Genomic DNA, 16,382 nt, shown 5'->3' with positions numbered 1-16,382 from the left:
TGGCGGCGGCCCCGTACGACAACTTCATCCCACCGGGTGGCGGCGGACCGCGCTCGGGCGGCCCGCCGCCACCCGAGCCCTCGGTGGGCCGTGGGCCCAGCCGGCCCGAGCGCGTCAGTCGGCCCGCCCCGTCGCCGCGACCGTCACGCCGAGCCCGATCATCGCGAAGCCGCCCGCGCCGCCGATCAGCGAGAGGCGCCGTTCGGAGCGGGCGAACCAGCCGCGCGCCGCCGCGGCGCCCAGGCCCCACAGGGTGTCCGTGATCAGGCCGATGGTGATGGGGATCAGGCCGAGCAGCAACATCTGGGAGGGCAGGTGCCCGGCCGTGTGGTCCACGAATTGCGGAAGCACCGCCGCGAAGAACACGATGCCCTTCGGGTTGGTGACGCCCACCAGGACGCCGTCCGCGACGGTCCGCAGATCGCCGTGGGCCGGCCGGACCGCGGCCACGGTCTCGCCGATGGCCGCCACCCCGAGCCGCATGTCCTTGCGGTGCCGGTACGCCTGCACCCCGAGCAGCACGAGATACGCGGCGCCCGCCAGCTTCACCGCCATGAACACCGACGCCGAACGCTCCACCAGCGCGCCGATGCCGAGCGCCACCGCGACCACCAGCACGTACGAGCCCAGCACGTTGCCCAGAACCGTCGCGAGCGCGGTGCGGCGGCCGTGCGCGAGGGCGCGGCCGATCACGAACAGCACGCTCGGTCCCGGGATCACGATCACAAGGAGGGACATCGCGGCGAAGGCGAGGAAGCGATCGGTGGACACCATTTTGTCATTCAACCTCACCTGTGTGCCGCGCGCCCAGGGCATGGACATCCCATACGTGGCCCACGCCCATACCGTCGGGCCCGGCCGCCCCGCCGCCCGCACGGGAAAGGCCGCCAACCGCCTGGATACAGTCCCCGCATGGAACTGCGGCAGCTCAGCTACTTCGTCACCGTCGCCGAGGAACTTCACTTCGGGCGGGCCGCCGAGCGGCTGCACATCGTCCAGTCGGCGGTCAGTCAGCAAGTGCGGCGCCTTGAAAGGGAGTTGGGGGCCGACCTCTTCGACCGCTCGCCCCGGCACGTGCGGCTCACCGGGGCGGGGGAGCGGCTGCTGCCCGAGGCGCGCGAGGTCCTGGCCGCTGCCGAGCGGGCCCGGGCCGCCGTCCGCGAGCGCACCACCCTGCGGCTCGGCACCAGCGCCGGGCTCGGCGAACACCTCGACCGGGTGCTCGGCGCGTTCGCCGAGATCGCCCCGGGCACGGCCGTCGAGCTGGTCTCCGCGCCCACCCGCGACCGCCTGGCCCAGGTCGCCGACGGGCGGCTCGATGCCGCGTTCGTCCGCTCGCCGCAGCCCGCGCCGGGCCTGCGCGTCCTGCCCCTGTGGGAAGACCCGCTGGTCGTGGCCCTCCCCGCGGCGCATCCGCTCGCGAACCAGGACGAGATAGCGCTCTCGGACCTGGCCGCGCTTCCCCTGTGCATCACTGCCCGGCGCAACAACCCCGCGCTCGTCGACCTCGTCGTGGGCGCCTGCCACGCCGCGGGCTTCGAGCCGGTACCGGGCCCGGTCGGCGGCTCGCTCCAGGACACCCTGGCCACCATCGGACTCGGCCAGTTGTGGACCGTGGTGTACGCGGCCCATGCCCGCGTGCTGCACAGCCCCCGGGTCGCCTTCCGCCCGGTACGCGCCCCCGGCCTCGCACTGCCCACTGGTCTGGCAGTGGGTGCCGACCACATACCGGCCACCGTCGAGCTGCTCCTGAAGGCGTGCTCAACCTCCATGAAGACCTCCATGACGTCCTCGACCACAAGCCCGTGACCAGTAACGATCACGAAAGCTGATCGCTGTGGTCGCGGTCTGCTTCTTGGCCGGGCCCGGCAGATCCGATGGACTGGCGGCACGCCGGTGAGCGACCCGGAAAGGCCGGGAAGCCGCCGCCCACCAAGGAGTTGGCCATGCCCATCGTCACCATTCAGCAAGGTCCCCGCGATGTCGAGCTCAAGCGCGAACTGGTCAAGCGCGTCACCGACGCCTTCGTCGACGCGTACAGGATCCCGGCCGAGACCGTCCAGGTGTGGATCCACGAGGTCCCCACGGACAGCTGGGGCGCGGCGGGCACGCTGACCGCCGACAAGTAGCCACGCACACCCCCGGTTCACCGCCGCCGGGCCGGGCCGTCCGTACGGGGGTCGGACGGCCGCAGGCCCGCCGCCCGCCGGGCACCCTCCCGGCGTGGCGGGCCGCCGTCCCCGTAACGACGTCGGCCGTACGCCGCGAGGGCCGTCAGCGGTACGGAGGCGACGGCCGCCACCCCGAACAGGCCCTGGAATCGGCCCAGTTGGGCTGATCCGGCGGCCAGTCCCGTGCCCAGGGCGCTGCCCAGGTAGAGGGCGACGCCGAAGAAGGCGACCCCGGTCGCGCGGGCGGTCGGCACGAGCAGGGTCGCCCACGCCTGCACCGTCGAGTGCAGGAACGCCCAGCCACCGCCGAGCAGCAGCGCGCTCAGCCCGAGCGTCACCAGGGACGGGTACAGGGCGGCGACGGCGTACGCCAGGGTCAGCTGGACGCCGCCCGCCACGATCAGCGCGACCGGACCGAGCCGGCCCGCGAGCCGCCGCACCACCTGGGCTCCGCCCATCGCCGCCACCCCGTACAGCGCCGCCACCGCGCCCGCGGTCGCCGGGCCCGCGCCGAGCGACTCCAGGGCGGGCGGCAGATAGGTGAAGCAGCCGAGCAGCACGCCTCCTTCGAGGAGGGCCACCCCCATCACGTACCACTGCCAGCGCGAGCGCAGGACGGTGCGCAGGGCGCCGCCCGCGCGAGGCGCGAGCACCGGTTCGGGCAGGCGGTGCAGGGCGAGCGCCAGATACCCGGCGAGCAGTCCGGGCAGCGCGAACACCAGGCGCCAGCTCACCCAGTGCGCCAGCGCCCCGGCGACGACGGTGGCAAGGGCGGTGCCGAGCGCGAACGCCGTCATCAGTGTGCCGAGCGCCCGCTGCCGTCCGTCGGGCGCGACCGTGTCACCCACGTACGTCAGCGAGCCCGCGATGGCGGCCGCGAAGCACGCCCCCGTGAATCCCCGCGCCGCGACGAGGGACCCGGCCCCCGGCGCCGCCGCGGACGCGAGTGCTCCGGCCGCGGACGCCGCGAGCGACAGGCGCATCACCCGCACTCTGCCGAACCGGTCGCTCGCCATCCCCCAGGCGGGCTGTGCGAGCCCGTAACCGAGGGTGTACGCGCTCGCGGCGAGCGCGGCCGTGCCGAGCGGCACACCGAACGCGGAGCCGATGAGCACCAGCATCGGCGCGATGGAGAAACGGTCGAAGTTGCTGACGAACCCGGCGGCGCAGAGCAGCCCCCCACGGGGCGGTGAAGTGGTCATGCCCCCAGCTCAGCAGGGGTGCCAACGGCTGTGTGGGCTCAGCCGATTACCATCACTCACACCGTGACGCACTCACCGGACCCCCGCGCGGAACTCGGCGCGTTCCTGCGCTCGCGCCGCGAGCGTCTGACCCCGGACGCCCTCGGACTGCCGGCCGCGCCCCGCCGCCGCACCCCCGGCCTGCGCCGCGCCGAAGTCGCCGAATCCGCCGGAATCAGCGCCTCCTGGTACGCGTGGCTGGAGCAGGGCCGGGTGCGCACCTCCGAGCAGGTGCTGCGATCCGTCGCGCGGGCGCTTCGTCTTGACGCGGCCGAGACCGCGCACGTCCTGTCATTCGTCGAGGACGTGCCGCCGCCGAGCGCCGCCCCGGCCAGCTGGGTCTCGCCGAACCTGCGCTCCCTGGTCGACGCGATGCTTCCGCACCCCGCGATGGTCATCGACCCGCACTGGGACCTGCTCGCGTGGAACGCCTCGTACGCGGCCCTCCTGACCGATCTCGCCCGGCTGCCGCCCAAGCGGCGCAACATGCTGTGGCTGGTGTTCCGCTGGCCGCCGTGCCGGACGCTGCTCGCCGACTGGGAGGCCGAAGCCCGTTCGCTGCTCGGCCAGTTCAGGGCGCGGGCCGCCCGCCATCCCGACGATCCCCGGTACGCCGAGATCATCGAGGCGATCCGCGCGGATCCCCGCGCCGCGCGCTGGCTCGACGAGCGGGAGACCGCCGCCTTCCGCCCGGCCGTCAAGCACTTCCGGCACCCGGCGGTGGGCGAGCTGCGCCTTCGCTCGGTCAAGCTCGCCGCGGTCGACGAACCAGGCCACCACTTCCTCGCCTATCTGCCGGACGGCCCCGGCTCCGAGGCGGCCCTGCGCCGGCTGCGCTGAAGGGCCGGCCTCGATCGGCGGTTCCAGCAGGTCAATTCGGGGTTTCGGCCGCTGCGGGCGTCGGTAGGTACCAGACTCCCCACTTGACAGCTGTTGCTGATGTTGCGGATACAGGAGAGAAGAGCGATGCGGATTCCGATGACGGTCTCGGACTTCCTCGACCGGGCAGAGCTGGGGTTCTCCTCCAGTACCGGCGTCGTCGACGAGCCGGACCAGCCGGGCCCACCCGTGCGGGACCTCACCTATGGGCGGGTCGCCGAGCGGGTGCGCGCCTGGCAGGCGGGGCTCGACGCGCTCGGCGTCGGCGAGGGCGAGCGCGTGGCGGTGGTCAGCCACAACTCGGCACGCATGCTGGAGCTGTTGTTCGCGGTGCCGATGAGCGGCCGGATCTGCGTGCCGGTCAACTTCCGGCTCAAGCCGGAGGAGATCGAGTACGTGGTGCGGCAGAGCGGGGCCTCGGTGCTGCTCATCGACCCGGAGGTGGACGACGCGCTGTCCGCCGTCAAGGCCCGCCACCGGTTCGTGCTCGGCGAGCAGACCGAGAACGAACTGATGCGGTTCGGCGTGGCGCCGCGCCCGTGGTCCCACCCCGACGAGGACGCGACGGCCACGATCAACTACACGTCCGGAACCACCGCCCGCCCCAAGGGGGTTCAGCTCACCCACCGCAACATCTGGGTCAACGGCCTGACGTTCGGACTGCACACCCGGGCCTGGGAGGGTGACGTCTACATGCACACCCTGCCGATGTTCCACTGCAACGGCTGGGGCATGCCGTACGTGATGGCCGGACTCGGCGTCAAACAGGTCGTGCTGCGCAAGGTGGACGGCGCCGAGATCCTGCGCCGGGTGGAGGAGCACGGGGTCACGCTGATGTGCGGGGCGCCCGCGGTGTGGAACATGGTCCTGGACGCGGCGGCGACGTGGCAGGGCGAGATCCCGGGCCGCGACCGCGTGCGGGTCGTCTGCGCGGGGGCGCCCCCGCCGACCCGCATGATCCAGCGGATGGACGATGAGCTGGGCTGGGAGTTCACCCAGATCTACGGGCTCACCGAGACGTCCCCGCTGCTCACCATGAACCGGGCCGGGCCCGCCGAGGTGGAACTGCCGTCCGCCGAGCGGGCGCGCAATCTGTCCCGGGCCGGCGTGCCCGCGCTCGGCGTCCGGCTGAAGGTGTCCGACTCCGGCGAGGTGCTCGCCCGCTCCAACGTGGTGCTCGACGGCTATTGGGAGAAGCCCGAGGAGACCGCGGCAGCGCTGGAGGACGGCTGGTTCCACACCGGTGACGGCGGCACGATCGACGAGAGCGACGGCTCCCTGACGATCTCGGACCGCAAGAAGGACGTCATCATCACGGGCGGTGAGAACGTGTCCTCGATCGAGGTGGAGGACGCCATCTTCAGTCACCCGGCGGTCGCCGAGGTCGCCGTCATCGGTGTGCCGCACGACAAGTGGGGTGAGACGATCAAGGCGCTGGTCGTCCTGGCGGAAGGTGCCTCGGTGACGGAGGCAGACATCATCGCGTACTGCAAGGAGCGCCTCGCCCGCTACAAGGCACCGACCTCGGTCGAGTTCCGCGAGGCCATCCCGCGGACGGCCACCGGCAAGATCCAGAAGTTCAAGCTCCGCGAGCCGTACTGGTCCGGTCTCGACCGCGGCATCAACTGACGTCTGTCATACGCGAGTTGGCGTACGCGTGCGAACCCGGCCGCTCCGTGCACCCTCGGAGCGGCCGGTTCTGCGTGGAAGGCCGTGCGATGAGAGTGGGCCCACCGGTCACCCGCGCCAGGTGCTGCTCGCGGAGTCGAGGCGCTGGTGGGTGAGGGTGGTGGTGAAGTGCGGGGTGTTGTTCTGGTGGAACGTGAAGGTCGTGCGGGGACGGCCTTGCGCGTCCGGGGGGAGCTGCCGGGTGTCGATCCAGCAGGGCGTGTGGAGTTCGAGGTAGCGGTGGAACAGGCAGTCCATGGCCAGGGGAATGACCGGCTCGGGGTGGTGCAGATGGTGGGCCGCCTGGTGGGCCGCCTCCAGGAGCAGCATGCCCGGCACGTGGTCGACCGGGTGGTCGAAGAGCACGGGATGCCGGGGGTCGAGCCGGAGCTGATGGCGGTGCGGGGTGCGGCTGGGTGACAGAACCACGTCGCGGGCATGGGTGCGGGCCACACGTGTGGGCGGTACGGGGAGGGTGAGTTGGGGCGTGGGCCACATATGGGCGTCGGCGTACCGGGCGCGCAGGCGGCGGTAGACGGTCGGCGTCTGGATGGTGAAGCGGGTGCGGGCGGTGGCCAGCGGGATGCCGCCGCGGAAGGCCTGGATGAGCAGCGTCAGGGCGGTGGTGCGCCGGCCGCGCCGGACCGCCTCCAGGCAGGTGACGTGCAGGTCCACAGTGGGCGGAAGTAACGCGGCGTCCAGGGCGGCGGGGTGCAGCTTGAAGCGGTAGTGCTCCCACAACAGGTGGTGCCCGAACGGCACTTCGTACGCGGCGTGCGAGAGCAGGGGGAAGATCTGCCGGATCGTCTCGCTCAGGATCAGCGGGTCGTGCAGGCCGTGGCGCACCTCGTAGAAGGGGTGGCCCTCTGGCCAGCGGGCGGTCAAGGTGAAGGCGTCGGGCGCGGTGCGGTGCCAACCGGTCAGCAGCACCTCGTCCGGATTCGTCTTGTGGACCAGCTCTCTGGGGACCGCGGAGACGGGGAGTGCGGGGCATGCGGGCAGTGGCGGCATGGGTACTCCTCACAGCCGGCCGGCCGGCGCGGGCGCCGACGACGGGCTCAGGGGTGGGGGTGCGTGGGGTGAAGGGACGCGCCGTACTGGAATGGCCGAACCGGAGTAACTGACGTGCCAAGACCGCGAGTTGAGGCAGGAGATGGGGCAACTGCTGCCACGCCGGGCAGGATCTGACGGGGCGCACCGGGTCGGCAGGTGACCGGCACGAAGCGGTGGGCGCGCGCTGGATTCCCGACGTCATGCGACCCCCCGGGCACAAGCCGAAACGGTCGATGCGTCCGCGAGATCGATGGACCGTCGTACCGATGGCCGATAATATAAAAGGCGTTCTCTATTCTTGTCGAACCCAATTCGGGAGCGAAGCGATGGCGGAAATCAGACAGGAGCGAGCGGTGCGGACCCGCGAGTTGCTCCTGCGAGCCGCGGCGGAGGAGTTCGACGAGAAGGGCTACGCGGCGGCGCTGATCAACCACATCCTCGCGCGGGCCGGGCTCACGGCGGGGGCGATGTATTTCCACTTCAAGTCGAAGGAGGACCTCGCCGTCGCGGTGATGAACGCGCAGAAGCACACGATAGAGCCACACCTCAACTCGCGTGGACTACAGCGACTTGTCGACATCACCCTGGTCTGGGCGCACCGGCTGCGCGTCGACCCGCTGCTGCGCGCAGGCGTCCGACTCGCCGTTGAGCAGGGCAGTTTCGGCATGCACGACGCCTCCACGTTCCTGGAGTGGCGCGAGATCATGGTCAAGTGCCTGGCCGACGCCGAGAGCGACAAGGAACTCATGCCGGGAGTGGTGCTTGAGGACGTCGCCGAGTTCGTGGTCGGCGCGTGTACGGGAATCCAGCTGTACGCGAACCTGGTGAACGGCCGCGAGGACCTCGTCGAGCGCACCGTACGGATGTGGGAACTGCTGCTCCCCGGAATGGCCGTGCCCAGTGCCGCGCGCCGTATCAGCCTGGACGCGGAGCGGGGTCAGGTCTCGTGAGTGAACGGAACTTGTGGCCGGATGACATCCGGGAAACCCTGGGCGCCGACGGCGAGTTGGACGGCGACGCCGCCTTCGGCGAGACGCGGCGCATGCGTGTCGTGGTCACCGGGGCGGCCGGCACCGTGGGCGGCGAGGTGGCCCGTCTCCTGGCGCCGAACCATGACGTACGTTCGCTGACCCGGGACCCGGCACGGGCCGCCCGGCAGGGGGTGGCCGGCCACATCGTGGGCGCGGACCTAGGAGATCCCGCCACGCTGCGTCACGCGATGGAGGGGGCGGACGCCCTCCTGCTCGTCACGTTCGACCCGCTGAACCCCACGCACGATGCGAACGCGCTGGCCGCCGCCAGGGCGGGCGGAGTTCGGCATGTGGTGAAGCTGTCCGCAGCCGCGGTGTGCGACCCGCTGGCCCAGGACCGGATCACCTGCTGGCAGCGCGAATCGGAGGAGCGGGTCAGGGCCTCGGGCCTGACCTGGACGCTGCTGCGGCCGAGGGCGTTCATGTCCAACGCCCTCGGCTGGGCCGCCGGGGTGCGCAAGGAGGGAGTGGTGCGGGCGCTGTACGGAACCTCGCGCAACTCCTGCGTCGACCCGCAGGACGTGGCACGGGCCGCCGTCCGGTCCCTGGTCGTCCGCGGCCAGGCGGGCCGGATCCACGCGCTGACCGGACAGCAGGCGCTGAGCGTGCGCGAGCAGGCGGACCAACTGGGCGAGTCTCTCCAACAGCCCGTCTGCTACGAGGAGTTGACGCCGGATCAGGCGTTGCGGGGATGGCGGGACAGGCTGGGGGAGCCCCTGGCCCGCGCCCTGCTGGCCAGCGCCGAACGGCAGGCGGCGGGCGCGAAGGAACAGGTCACCGATGGCGTCCGGGAGGCCACCGGCCGGCCCCCGGGCACCTTCAGGGCCTGGGCATCCCGCCACGCGGCGGCGTTCCGCTGAGCTGCCGCGCGCGAGCCGCACGAGAAGCGGCCGCCCCACACGCACCCACACATACGTACCGGCCGGGAAACCGGCACCGGGAGGGAAGAAGCACCATGACCGAAGCGCACGGCATGCTCGCGGGCAGGACCGTTCTGATCACGGGGGCCTCCAGTGGCATCGGGGAGGCCGCGGCGCGGCTGTTCGCGGCGGAAGGGGCCGCGGTGGTCCTGATGGCGCGCCGCGCGGACCGGCTGGACGCGCTCGCTCACGACATAGTCGAGGCGGGCGGCAAGGCCGAGACCGCCCCCGGTGACGTGGTCAGCGAAGAGGACGTGGCCAAGGCGGTCAAGGCCGCGGTGGGCCGGTTCGGCCGGCTGGACGGGGCGTTCAACAACGCGGGCTGGGCCACGGCGGGCACACCACTGCACGAGACGGACACCGCGATCTTCGACCGGACCATGGACGTGAACGTGCGCGGGGTGTGGAACTGCCTGCATCACCAGATCCCCGCCATGCTCGACGCGGGGGGCGGCTCCATCGTGAACACCTCCAGCGTGGCGGGCCTCCAGGCCACAGGGGCATCGGCTGCGTATGTGGCCGCCAAACACGCCGTGTTGGGGCTGACCCGGGCGGCCGCCGCCGACTACGGACGGCAGGGGATCCGGGTCAACGCACTGGTGGTGGGCAGCACCCGCAGCGAGCTGATGGAGGAGGTGCTGGCCGGGACCCCGGAACTGGAGGAGAGCTTCGTGGCCCGCTCGGTCCAGCGCCGGATGGCCGACCCGGTGGAGATCGCCCAGGCCGCCGCCTGGCTGTGCAGCGACCGCGCCACGTTCGTCACCGGCGCGGCCATGCCGGTGGACGGCGGGTGGACCGCGGCGTAACCGCCTCCGGCGGCGGAATTCCCGGCTCTCCGAACGGCATGTGACCCACCTCACGCCACTCCTCGTTGACCCTCACATAGGTGTGAAGGTTCGAGCATTCACACCATGTCAATCAGTGAGCAGCAGACCCCAGTTGATGCCCGTGACCCCCATGTCGGAATCAAGAACCAGAGCGACCGGAAACTGCCCATGCTCGCGCTCCTCGCGCTGGCCACGGCGGTCTTCATCACGAGCCTGACCGAAACGCTGCCCGCGGGTCTGCTGCCCGCGATGAGTGCGGACCTGCGTGTCAGCGAGTCCGCGACCGGCCAGACGATCACGATCTACGCCATCGGTACGGCCCTCACCGCGATCCCGCTGACCGCGGCGACGGCGGCCTGGCGGCGCAAGCGGCTGCTCCTGGCGTCGATGGCGGGGTTCGCCGTGGCCAACACGGTGACCGCCCTCTCGGGCACCTACTCGGTGACGATGGTGGCCCGGTTCGTCGCAGGGGTGGCCGCCGGTCTGGCCTGGGCGCTCCTCGCCGGATACGCCCGCCGCATGGCGCCGGCGCACCTCCAGGGCAAGGCGATCGCCATCGCGATGGCCGGTATCCCGGTCGCCCTCTCCCTGGGTGTCCCGGCCGGCACCTTCCTGGGCAAGGCCGTCAACTGGCAGGTCGCCTTCCTGGTCATGACCGGGCTCACCGTGGTCCTGCTCGGCTGGATCGGCGCCATGGTCCCGGACTACCCCGGCCAGGCCCGGAGCGGCAGGACCCCGATGGCCGCGGCGCTGAAGGTCCCCGGAGTCACCCCGGTCCTGTTCGTCACTCTGGTCTTCGTGCTGGCCCACACCATCCTCTACACGTTCATCTCGACCTTCCTCGACCAGCTGGGCATGGGCAGCTCCACCGACCTGGTGCTCCTGGTGTTCGGCGCGGCCTCGCTGGTGAGCATCTGGGTGGTCGGAGCGCAGATCAACCGCCGGCTGCGTGCGCTGATGATCGCGAGCACCGTGCTGATCGCCATCGGGGCCGCCGTCCTCGCCGTCCTCTCGGACAGCACCGCCATGGTGTACGTCGCCGTCACCCTCTGGGGGCTCGGCTGGGGCGGCGCCCCGACGCTGCTCCAGACCGCCGTCGGTGACGCGGGCGGTGAGCACGCGGACGCCGCGCAGGCCATGCTGGTGACGCTGTGGAACGTGGCGATGGCCGGTGGCGGCATCGTCGGCGGCATCCTCCTGAACCTACTGGGCTCGACCTCCTTCCCCTGGAGCATCCTGGTCCTGCTCGCGCCGGTCCTCGTCGTGGTCCTGGCCGCCCGCGCCCACGGATTCCCCGCCGAGCGCGGCAGTGCCTCCTGAGAGGGGGCGAGGGGGCGGGTTCGTTCGCCCGGAAGCTCGCGGGCGCGGTGCCGGGGCTCCCCGGGCCCGCCGGGTCACAGGCGGGCGGGCTGCCGCGCGCAGTGCTGGAGGCGGTGGTAGAGATAGGCCGCGGACGACATCGTCATGTGGTGGTGCCAGCCGGGGTAGGAGCGCCCCTCGAAGTCGAGGAGCCCGAAGTCGTCCTCAAGGCGCTGCGTGGTGGCGTGGGTCAGCGAGGGCCCGCGCAGCAGCGAGAGCACCTCGTCCGTCCGGCGGTCGCCGAGGCTGGTGAGCCAGAACCGGGCCGGGCGGCGCCCCGCCGAGAACTGCTCGGCGATCAGCCGGTGGACGCGCCCGGTGCTGGGCGCGGCCGGGGAAGTGCCGGGCAGCCGGACCGGCGCGGAGAACACCTGGACGCGCCGTGTCCGGCCGCCCTGCTCCACGTCGATGACGGACGGGTGGCGTGCCCCGCCCTCCCGCATGAACTGCCGCGCGCTCACCGGCCGGTCCGGTCCGGGCAAGGTGCCGATGCCGATGGCCGCATGCGGCGCGGGCAGCACGGGCTGGTCGGGACGTACCTCAAGGACGAAGTCCCGCTCGCGCAGCTGGAGATGGGCCGCGAGGCGAGCGGCATCGAGGGCGCAGTGCCGGTCGATCACCAGTGGAGCCGGGCCGGACACCTTCAACGCGGCCAGCCGGTCGGCCAGCTCCAGGACATGAGCCCACGCCGGCTTCGCCCGTACGGCGTCGGGGACCCTGGCCCGGCGTCTGCGCACCTCGTCGCCGCACCAGGCTTCGTCCATCAACAGGGACCACTCGACGGGGACGCTCTCCGATCCGGAGGTGAGGAACAGCCCTATCCCCACTTGGCAGTTGACGGTCCGGCCGGCCTCGGGCACGAAGCGCCTGTGCACACCGACCGAGTGCTCACCGCGCTTCTCCACCAGCGTCGTGCCGACCGTCCAGCTGTGGCCGGGCAGCCGTACGGCCGCCTTGCGGGCCAGCGACTCGCGCGCCGCGCTCCAGTCCCACGGGCTGGCGCTGATGAACTGCTGCAGCGCCTGCGCCGCGCCGCGAGGCAGACAGGCCCCCTTGGCCAGCCGCGAGACCGTCTTCTTGCCCGGGGCCGTGAGCAGCCCGCACAAGTAGGCGTCGGCCCACCGGCGTTGGTCGACGCGGGGCAGATGACCGAACACGTCCTGCGTGAATCCCGTGAAGTCGGTCATGCGGTCGTCCGCGTGCTGAGGCTGCGGCAGGACTGCTCGATGCGATAAAGCCACGGTGGATCCCTTTGAACGTCGGCGGCCGGCAGGACCTCAAAATATAGCGAACGCTATTTCTGTTTATGGCCGGGCGGGGCGATCCCCGCCGCGACTTCGGCAAGTCGGCGTTGCCGCCGAGCGCTTCGGCCGGGGAAGGTGTCCGTCTTGTGCAGGTCGGTGCGGAGAAAGGTGTTCGAGGTTGATAGGCACCCGATGGCGCGCGGCGACGAGGAGGTGCCGGCCGGGCGGCCGGCCCGGCTGCCCGCCCCCCTCTTGCTCCGCGGGTGCGCCCGCGGCGCACTGTTGTCCCGGGCACCGCACCGGGCGGCGGCCGTGGTGAAACAGCTGCGCGCGGCCCGCACCCGCGCCGCCGTGATCCGTGCGGCCGCCGTCGAAATGGACAGAGGCGGCTATGCCGGCACGTCGCTGGTCCGCATCTGCGCCGCGGCCGGGATCTCGCTGGGTGCCCTCACGTTCCACTTCCCGGCCAAGACCGCCCTGGCCGACGAACTCCAGGCTCGGGGGAGCGCGATGACCCGGGCCGCCGTGACCCAGGTCCTCGTGCTCCCCGCCTCGCCGCTGCGTCTGGCGCGGGCCGTGCTGTTGGCGGTCGCCCGGCTCCTGGAGGAGCAGACCGAGGTCCGCGCCGCCGCCCGGCTGACCCGGGAGCGTCCGCGCGAGGCAGCCGACTGGACGGCCGCATGGCTGCCCGAACTGCGCAGCCTCGTCGAACAGGCGCGAAACGAGGGCCAGTTGAGCCACTCGGTGGATCCGGAGTCGGTGACGGCGCTCGCCGTCAGCCTCGTCACGGGCGTGGACGCCCAACTCCGCCTGCGCGCCCACGCCGGGCCGGACCCCGGCGCCGAAGCGTCCACGGATGCCATCGGCCGGCTCGCCGAGCTGTGGGACATCGTTCTGTACGGGGCCTCCGCCACCGGGCCGCCCCGCTCGGAGCGGAGCGAACACGATTGAACGGCCCGAATCCGAGCCCCAGTTGACGTAACGGGGTAGGTGGGCGCCGGTTTCCGAGGGGAAGAGGGTGGGGGAAGCACAGTCCGCGGCGACTTATTGAAGTCCGTATGTGCGCCCTCGTGCGGCCCCGGCAAGATGGTGCCCGCGAAGTCACCCGGAACGGATCGTGGGCCCGGTCCACGATCCCCCGGGAACGCCTCGCCGGTGCCCCTCCAACGCACCCGACAAGCCGGGGTGCACCGTCCTGCCGAGCGCCTGACGGATGGCCATCCCCCGTCCGGCCGTCAGCCCCGGCCGGACGGTGCGCCCCACCGGGCGGCTCCCCGCCGGTCGCCCCCAGCCGGTTCGACGAGCAGGACACCCACCGAGTCGATCTTCCACACGCGCAAGCCTAGGCAGGTCAGGGCTGGTCGGGGCATGCTGGGAGTCACGGTTGAGGAAGTGAGGCGCGCTGCGATGGTGACTGACTCGTACGCCCACGGGGTGAGCGGTACCGCCCTGCTCGGCGACACGATCGGCGGCAACCTGGACCGCGCGGTCCAGGCGTACGGGGAGCGTGAGGCGCTCGTCGACATCGCCTCCGGACGGCGCTGGACGTACGCCCAATTCGGCGCGGACGTCGAGCAGTTGGCCTGTGCGCTGCTCGCCACCGGGGTCGCCAAGGGGGACCGGGTCGGGATCTGGGCGGTGAACTGCCCCGAGTGGGTGCTCGTCCAGTACGCCACCGCGCGGATCGGCGCGGTCATGGTCAACATCAACCCGGCCTACCGGGTGCACGAGTTGGAGTACGTGCTGCGCCAGGCCGGGATCTCGGTGCTCTTCGCCTCGCTGTCCCACAAGTCGAGCGACTACCGGGCGATGGTCGAGCAAGTGCGCGGCAACTGCCCGGCGTTGCGGCGGGCCGTGTTCATCGGCGACCCGGGATGGGGCCGCCTCATGGCCGACGGGGTCGGGCGGCCGCGCGCGGAACTGGCGGCCCGCGAGGCCGGGCTGTCCTGCGACGACCCGGTGAACATCCAGTACACCTCGGGCACGACCGGCTTCCCGAAGGGGGCCACGCTCTCTCACCACAACGTCCTCAACAACGGTTATTTCGTCGGAGAGTTGCTCTCCTACACCGAGGCCGACCGGATCTGCATCCCGGTGCCCTTCTACCACTGCTTCGGCATGGTCATGGGCAATCTGGCGGCCACCTCGCACGGCGCCTGCATGGTGATCCCGGCCGCGTCCTTCGACCCGGAGGCGACGCTGCGGGCCGTCGAGCAGGAGCGCTGCACCTCGCTGTACGGGGTGCCCACCATGTTCATCGCCGAGCTCAACCTGCCCGGCTTCGCAGCGTACGACCTCTCCTCGCTGCGTACCGGGATCATGGCGGGCTCGCCGTGCCCCGCGGAGGTCATGAAGCGGGTGGTCGCCGAGATGCACATGGCCGAGGTGTCCATCTGCTACGGCATGACCGAGACCTCCCCGGTGTCCACGCAGACCCGTACCGACGACGACCTGGAGCGGCGCACCGGCACCGTCGGCCGGGTCATGCCGCACGTCGAGGTGAAGGTCGTCGACCCGGCGAGCGGCGTCACCGTCCCGCGCGGCGAGCCGGGTGAGCTGCGCACCCGCGGCTACAGCGTGATGCTCGGCTACTGGGACGAGCCGGAGCGGACCGCCGAGACCATCGACGCGGGGCGCTGGATGCACACCGGCGATCTCGCGGTGATGCGCGAGGACGGCTACGTCGAGATCGTCGGCCGCATCAAGGACATGATCATCCGGGGCGGCGAGAACGTGTATCCGCGCGAGATCGAGGAGTTCCTGTACCGGCATCCCAAGATCGCCGACGTGCAGGTGGTCGGGGTGTCCGACGCGAAGTACGGCGAGGAGATCCTGGCCTGCGTCATCCCGCGCGACCCGGCGGACCCGCCCACCCTGGACGAGGTCACCGCGTACTGCCGCGAGCAACTGGCCCACTACAAGATCCCCCGCCACCTGCGGATCCTCGAAGCGTTCCCGATGACGGTGAGCGGCAAGGTCCGCAAGGTGGAGCTGCGGGAGGGCTACGGCGCCTGATCAGGCACCCGTCGTGACGAGCTCCTGAGCCGCGTCGTTCACCGGCTGCGGCGTGCCCGTCAGGTCCAGGACGAACAGCGGGACGCGCAGCTGGTCGGCGCGCGCCCTGGCGTCCTGCGCGTACCCGGCGAGCGAGAAGTGGACGCTGCGCGCGGACGCGGTCATCCCGTGCAGCCACAGGCACTCGACGGCCTTCAGTGAGGCGGGCCGCGTCGACGGGTCGACCTGGGCCACCAGGCCCCGGCCGCGCAGGTCGATGCCGGAGGCCGGGGGCGGCTCGGCCTGCAGTATGTCGCTGAAGCCGAGCCAGGTCAGGTAGAGCCCGGCCGCGGTCACCGCGTCCCTCGCGGTACGGATCGTGAGTGGCCGGAACGCCGTGCGGGCCCGTGCCGCCGACGGCTGTGGGACCTGCGCGGGCGCCGGCGGCGCCGTCACGGGCCGCACCGGCACCCTGAGGACACAGCCGCAGGAGCAGCCGAGCTCGGGCTGCGGCCACTGGCTCTGCCGCCCGCACGCCCGGCACCGGACCGTGACCCAGGCGTCCGTCCAGGTGCGGTGCGTGATCGGCGAGGGCGCGGCGCCCCGCTGGATGGGCGGCGCGAGCGGGGCACCGCAGACGCAGGGGTAGGCCGGCGGCACATAGAGGTGATCGCGCCGACAGGTCGGGCAGCGCACCGGTACGCCGTCACCGTTCATCCGCCCCCACCTCCATGACGACGCGACTTGAACGGGTTCCGCTCCACGCCGGACTCGGCCCCCCGGCGCGGCCTGCCCGGGGGCTCCGCGGTCCATGGTCCATCAACCGCGACCGCGGCGTGGCCCATTCGCGCATCCCGGTCCTCCCTTGACGCGCTGGCGAACCCGTCCTACATTGCTTCCACATAGCAGAATGAAACTTCCGCATTACGGAATAAGGCTCGAAGGTGGCGCGGCCAGGCGGCCCGTCGGAGCCGAGTCCGCCGGCCGAAGCAGGA

At 71.9% G+C, this 16,382-nt stretch carries 15 protein-coding genes; 10 read left to right on the top strand and 5 right to left on the bottom strand.

Annotated features, from left to right (window positions below):
* Positions 1-114: 114 nt before the first annotated feature.
* On the bottom strand, positions 115-774 hold the full coding sequence (locus ADK54_RS13325) for a LysE family translocator (RefSeq protein ID WP_053725817.1): 660 nt from the start codon (positions 772-774) through the stop codon (positions 115-117).
* 138 nt (positions 775-912) lie between these two features.
* Here ADK54_RS13325 and ADK54_RS13320 point away from each other — a divergent pair, with 138 nt between their 5' ends.
* The gene (locus ADK54_RS13320) at positions 913-1,809 is read left to right on the top strand and encodes a LysR family transcriptional regulator (RefSeq protein ID WP_053725816.1); all 897 of its coding nucleotides are present in this window, start codon (positions 913-915) and stop codon (positions 1,807-1,809) included.
* A gap of 137 nt (positions 1,810-1,946) precedes the next feature.
* Positions 1,947-2,129, top strand: coding sequence for a 4-oxalocrotonate tautomerase DmpI (gene dmpI, locus ADK54_RS13315; protein ID WP_053725815.1), 183 nt, complete (start codon positions 1,947-1,949; stop codon positions 2,127-2,129).
* 17 nt (positions 2,130-2,146) lie between these two features.
* On the opposite strand, the gene ADK54_RS13310 is transcribed toward dmpI, so the two are convergent.
* Positions 2,147-3,373, bottom strand: a complete 1,227-nt coding sequence (locus ADK54_RS13310) for an MFS transporter (RefSeq protein WP_063801963.1) — start codon at positions 3,371-3,373, stop codon at positions 2,147-2,149.
* 63 nt (positions 3,374-3,436) lie between these two features.
* On the opposite strand from ADK54_RS13310, the gene ADK54_RS13305 reads away from it, so the two are divergent.
* The gene (locus ADK54_RS13305; RefSeq protein ID WP_053725852.1) at positions 3,437-4,252 is read left to right on the top strand and encodes a helix-turn-helix domain-containing protein; all 816 of its coding nucleotides are present in this window, start codon (positions 3,437-3,439) and stop codon (positions 4,250-4,252) included.
* 126 nt (positions 4,253-4,378) lie between these two features.
* On the top strand, positions 4,379-5,920 hold the full coding sequence (locus ADK54_RS13300; protein WP_053725814.1) for an AMP-binding protein: 1,542 nt from the start codon (positions 4,379-4,381) through the stop codon (positions 5,918-5,920).
* A 108-nt stretch (positions 5,921-6,028) separates the two neighbouring features.
* Here ADK54_RS13300 and ADK54_RS13295 read toward each other — a convergent pair whose 3' ends face one another.
* A complete protein-coding gene (locus tag ADK54_RS13295; RefSeq protein ID WP_053725813.1) occupies positions 6,029-6,970 on the bottom strand; it encodes a ScbA/BarX family gamma-butyrolactone biosynthesis protein in 942 nt (313 codons plus the stop codon).
* Positions 6,971-7,338: 368 nt separating this feature from the next.
* On the opposite strand from ADK54_RS13295, the gene ADK54_RS13290 reads away from it, so the two are divergent.
* The 4 genes from ADK54_RS13290 (at position 7,339) to ADK54_RS13275 (ending at position 11,110) form a co-directional block, all read left to right on the top strand.
* On the top strand, positions 7,339-7,962 hold the full coding sequence (locus tag ADK54_RS13290) for a ScbR family autoregulator-binding transcription factor (RefSeq protein ID WP_053725812.1): 624 nt from the start codon (positions 7,339-7,341) through the stop codon (positions 7,960-7,962).
* The gene (locus ADK54_RS13285; RefSeq protein WP_234392039.1) at positions 7,959-8,903 is read left to right on the top strand and encodes an NAD(P)H-binding protein; all 945 of its coding nucleotides are present in this window, start codon (positions 7,959-7,961) and stop codon (positions 8,901-8,903) included. Before ADK54_RS13290 ends, ADK54_RS13285 begins: the two co-directional genes overlap by 4 nt.
* A gap of 95 nt (positions 8,904-8,998) precedes the next feature.
* Positions 8,999-9,769 carry an SDR family NAD(P)-dependent oxidoreductase gene (locus ADK54_RS13280; protein WP_234392038.1) on the top strand — a complete coding sequence of 257 codons (771 nt, stop codon included), beginning with the start codon at positions 8,999-9,001 and terminating at the stop codon, positions 9,767-9,769.
* A 189-nt stretch (positions 9,770-9,958) separates the two neighbouring features.
* Positions 9,959-11,110 carry an MFS transporter gene (locus ADK54_RS13275; protein ID WP_199826948.1) on the top strand — a complete coding sequence of 384 codons (1,152 nt, stop codon included), beginning with the start codon at positions 9,959-9,961 and terminating at the stop codon, positions 11,108-11,110.
* A 74-nt stretch (positions 11,111-11,184) separates the two neighbouring features.
* Here the strand turns inward: ADK54_RS13275 and ADK54_RS13270 are convergent, their stop codons facing one another.
* Complete coding sequence (locus ADK54_RS13270) at positions 11,185-12,390, bottom strand: IS701 family transposase (RefSeq protein ID WP_420717301.1); 1,206 nt, start codon at positions 12,388-12,390, stop codon at positions 11,185-11,187.
* Between the two features lie 171 nt (positions 12,391-12,561).
* Here ADK54_RS13270 and ADK54_RS13265 point away from each other — a divergent pair, with 171 nt between their 5' ends.
* Both ADK54_RS13265 and ADK54_RS13260 read left to right on the top strand, forming a co-directional pair.
* Positions 12,562-13,344: a TetR/AcrR family transcriptional regulator gene (locus ADK54_RS13265; RefSeq protein WP_234392037.1), complete on the top strand. Its 783-nt coding sequence runs from the start codon at positions 12,562-12,564 to the stop codon at positions 13,342-13,344.
* Between the two features lie 456 nt (positions 13,345-13,800).
* Positions 13,801-15,408, top strand: coding sequence for an AMP-binding protein (locus ADK54_RS13260; RefSeq protein ID WP_053725810.1), 1,608 nt, complete (start codon positions 13,801-13,803; stop codon positions 15,406-15,408).
* On the opposite strand, the gene ADK54_RS13255 is transcribed toward ADK54_RS13260, so the two are convergent.
* Positions 15,409-16,104 (bottom strand): hypothetical protein, encoded by a 696-nt coding sequence (locus ADK54_RS13255; protein WP_053725809.1) that lies wholly within the window; start codon positions 16,102-16,104, stop codon positions 15,409-15,411.
* Positions 16,105-16,382: the final 278 nt, after the last annotated feature.

It is taken from the genome of Streptomyces sp. WM6378, assembly GCF_001279695.1.
GTDB lineage: Bacteria > Actinomycetota > Actinomycetes > Streptomycetales > Streptomycetaceae > Streptomyces.
The sequence above is the reverse complement of the archived record's forward strand: the minus strand, read 5'-3'. Positions and strand labels throughout refer to the sequence as shown.

What these genes read in the sequence shown, in the direction of transcription:
- ADK54_RS13295 (WP_053725813.1), bottom strand. Translation starts at nt 6,970, where the DNA reads ATGCCGCCACTGCCCGCATGCCCCGCACTCCCCGTCTCCGCGGTCCCC.
- ADK54_RS13280 (WP_234392038.1), top strand. Translation starts at nt 8,999, where the DNA reads ATGACCGAAGCGCACGGCATGCTCGCGGGCAGGACCGTTCTGATCACG.
- dmpI (WP_053725815.1), top strand. Translation starts at nt 1,947, where the DNA reads ATGCCCATCGTCACCATTCAGCAAGGTCCCCGCGATGTCGAGCTCAAG.
- ADK54_RS13310 (WP_063801963.1), bottom strand. Translation starts at nt 3,373, where the DNA reads ATGACCACTTCACCGCCCCGTGGGGGGCTGCTCTGCGCCGCCGGGTTC.
- ADK54_RS13255 (WP_053725809.1), bottom strand. Translation starts at nt 16,104, where the DNA reads ATGAACGGTGACGGCGTACCGGTGCGCTGCCCGACCTGTCGGCGCGAT.
- ADK54_RS13275 (WP_199826948.1), top strand. Translation starts at nt 9,959, where the DNA reads ATGCTCGCGCTCCTCGCGCTGGCCACGGCGGTCTTCATCACGAGCCTG.
- ADK54_RS13290 (WP_053725812.1), top strand. Translation starts at nt 7,339, where the DNA reads ATGGCGGAAATCAGACAGGAGCGAGCGGTGCGGACCCGCGAGTTGCTC.
- ADK54_RS13325 (WP_053725817.1), bottom strand. Translation starts at nt 774, where the DNA reads ATGGTGTCCACCGATCGCTTCCTCGCCTTCGCCGCGATGTCCCTCCTT.
- ADK54_RS13320 (WP_053725816.1), top strand. Translation starts at nt 913, where the DNA reads ATGGAACTGCGGCAGCTCAGCTACTTCGTCACCGTCGCCGAGGAACTT.
- ADK54_RS13260 (WP_053725810.1), top strand. Translation starts at nt 13,801, where the DNA reads ATGGTGACTGACTCGTACGCCCACGGGGTGAGCGGTACCGCCCTGCTC.
- ADK54_RS13300 (WP_053725814.1), top strand. Translation starts at nt 4,379, where the DNA reads ATGCGGATTCCGATGACGGTCTCGGACTTCCTCGACCGGGCAGAGCTG.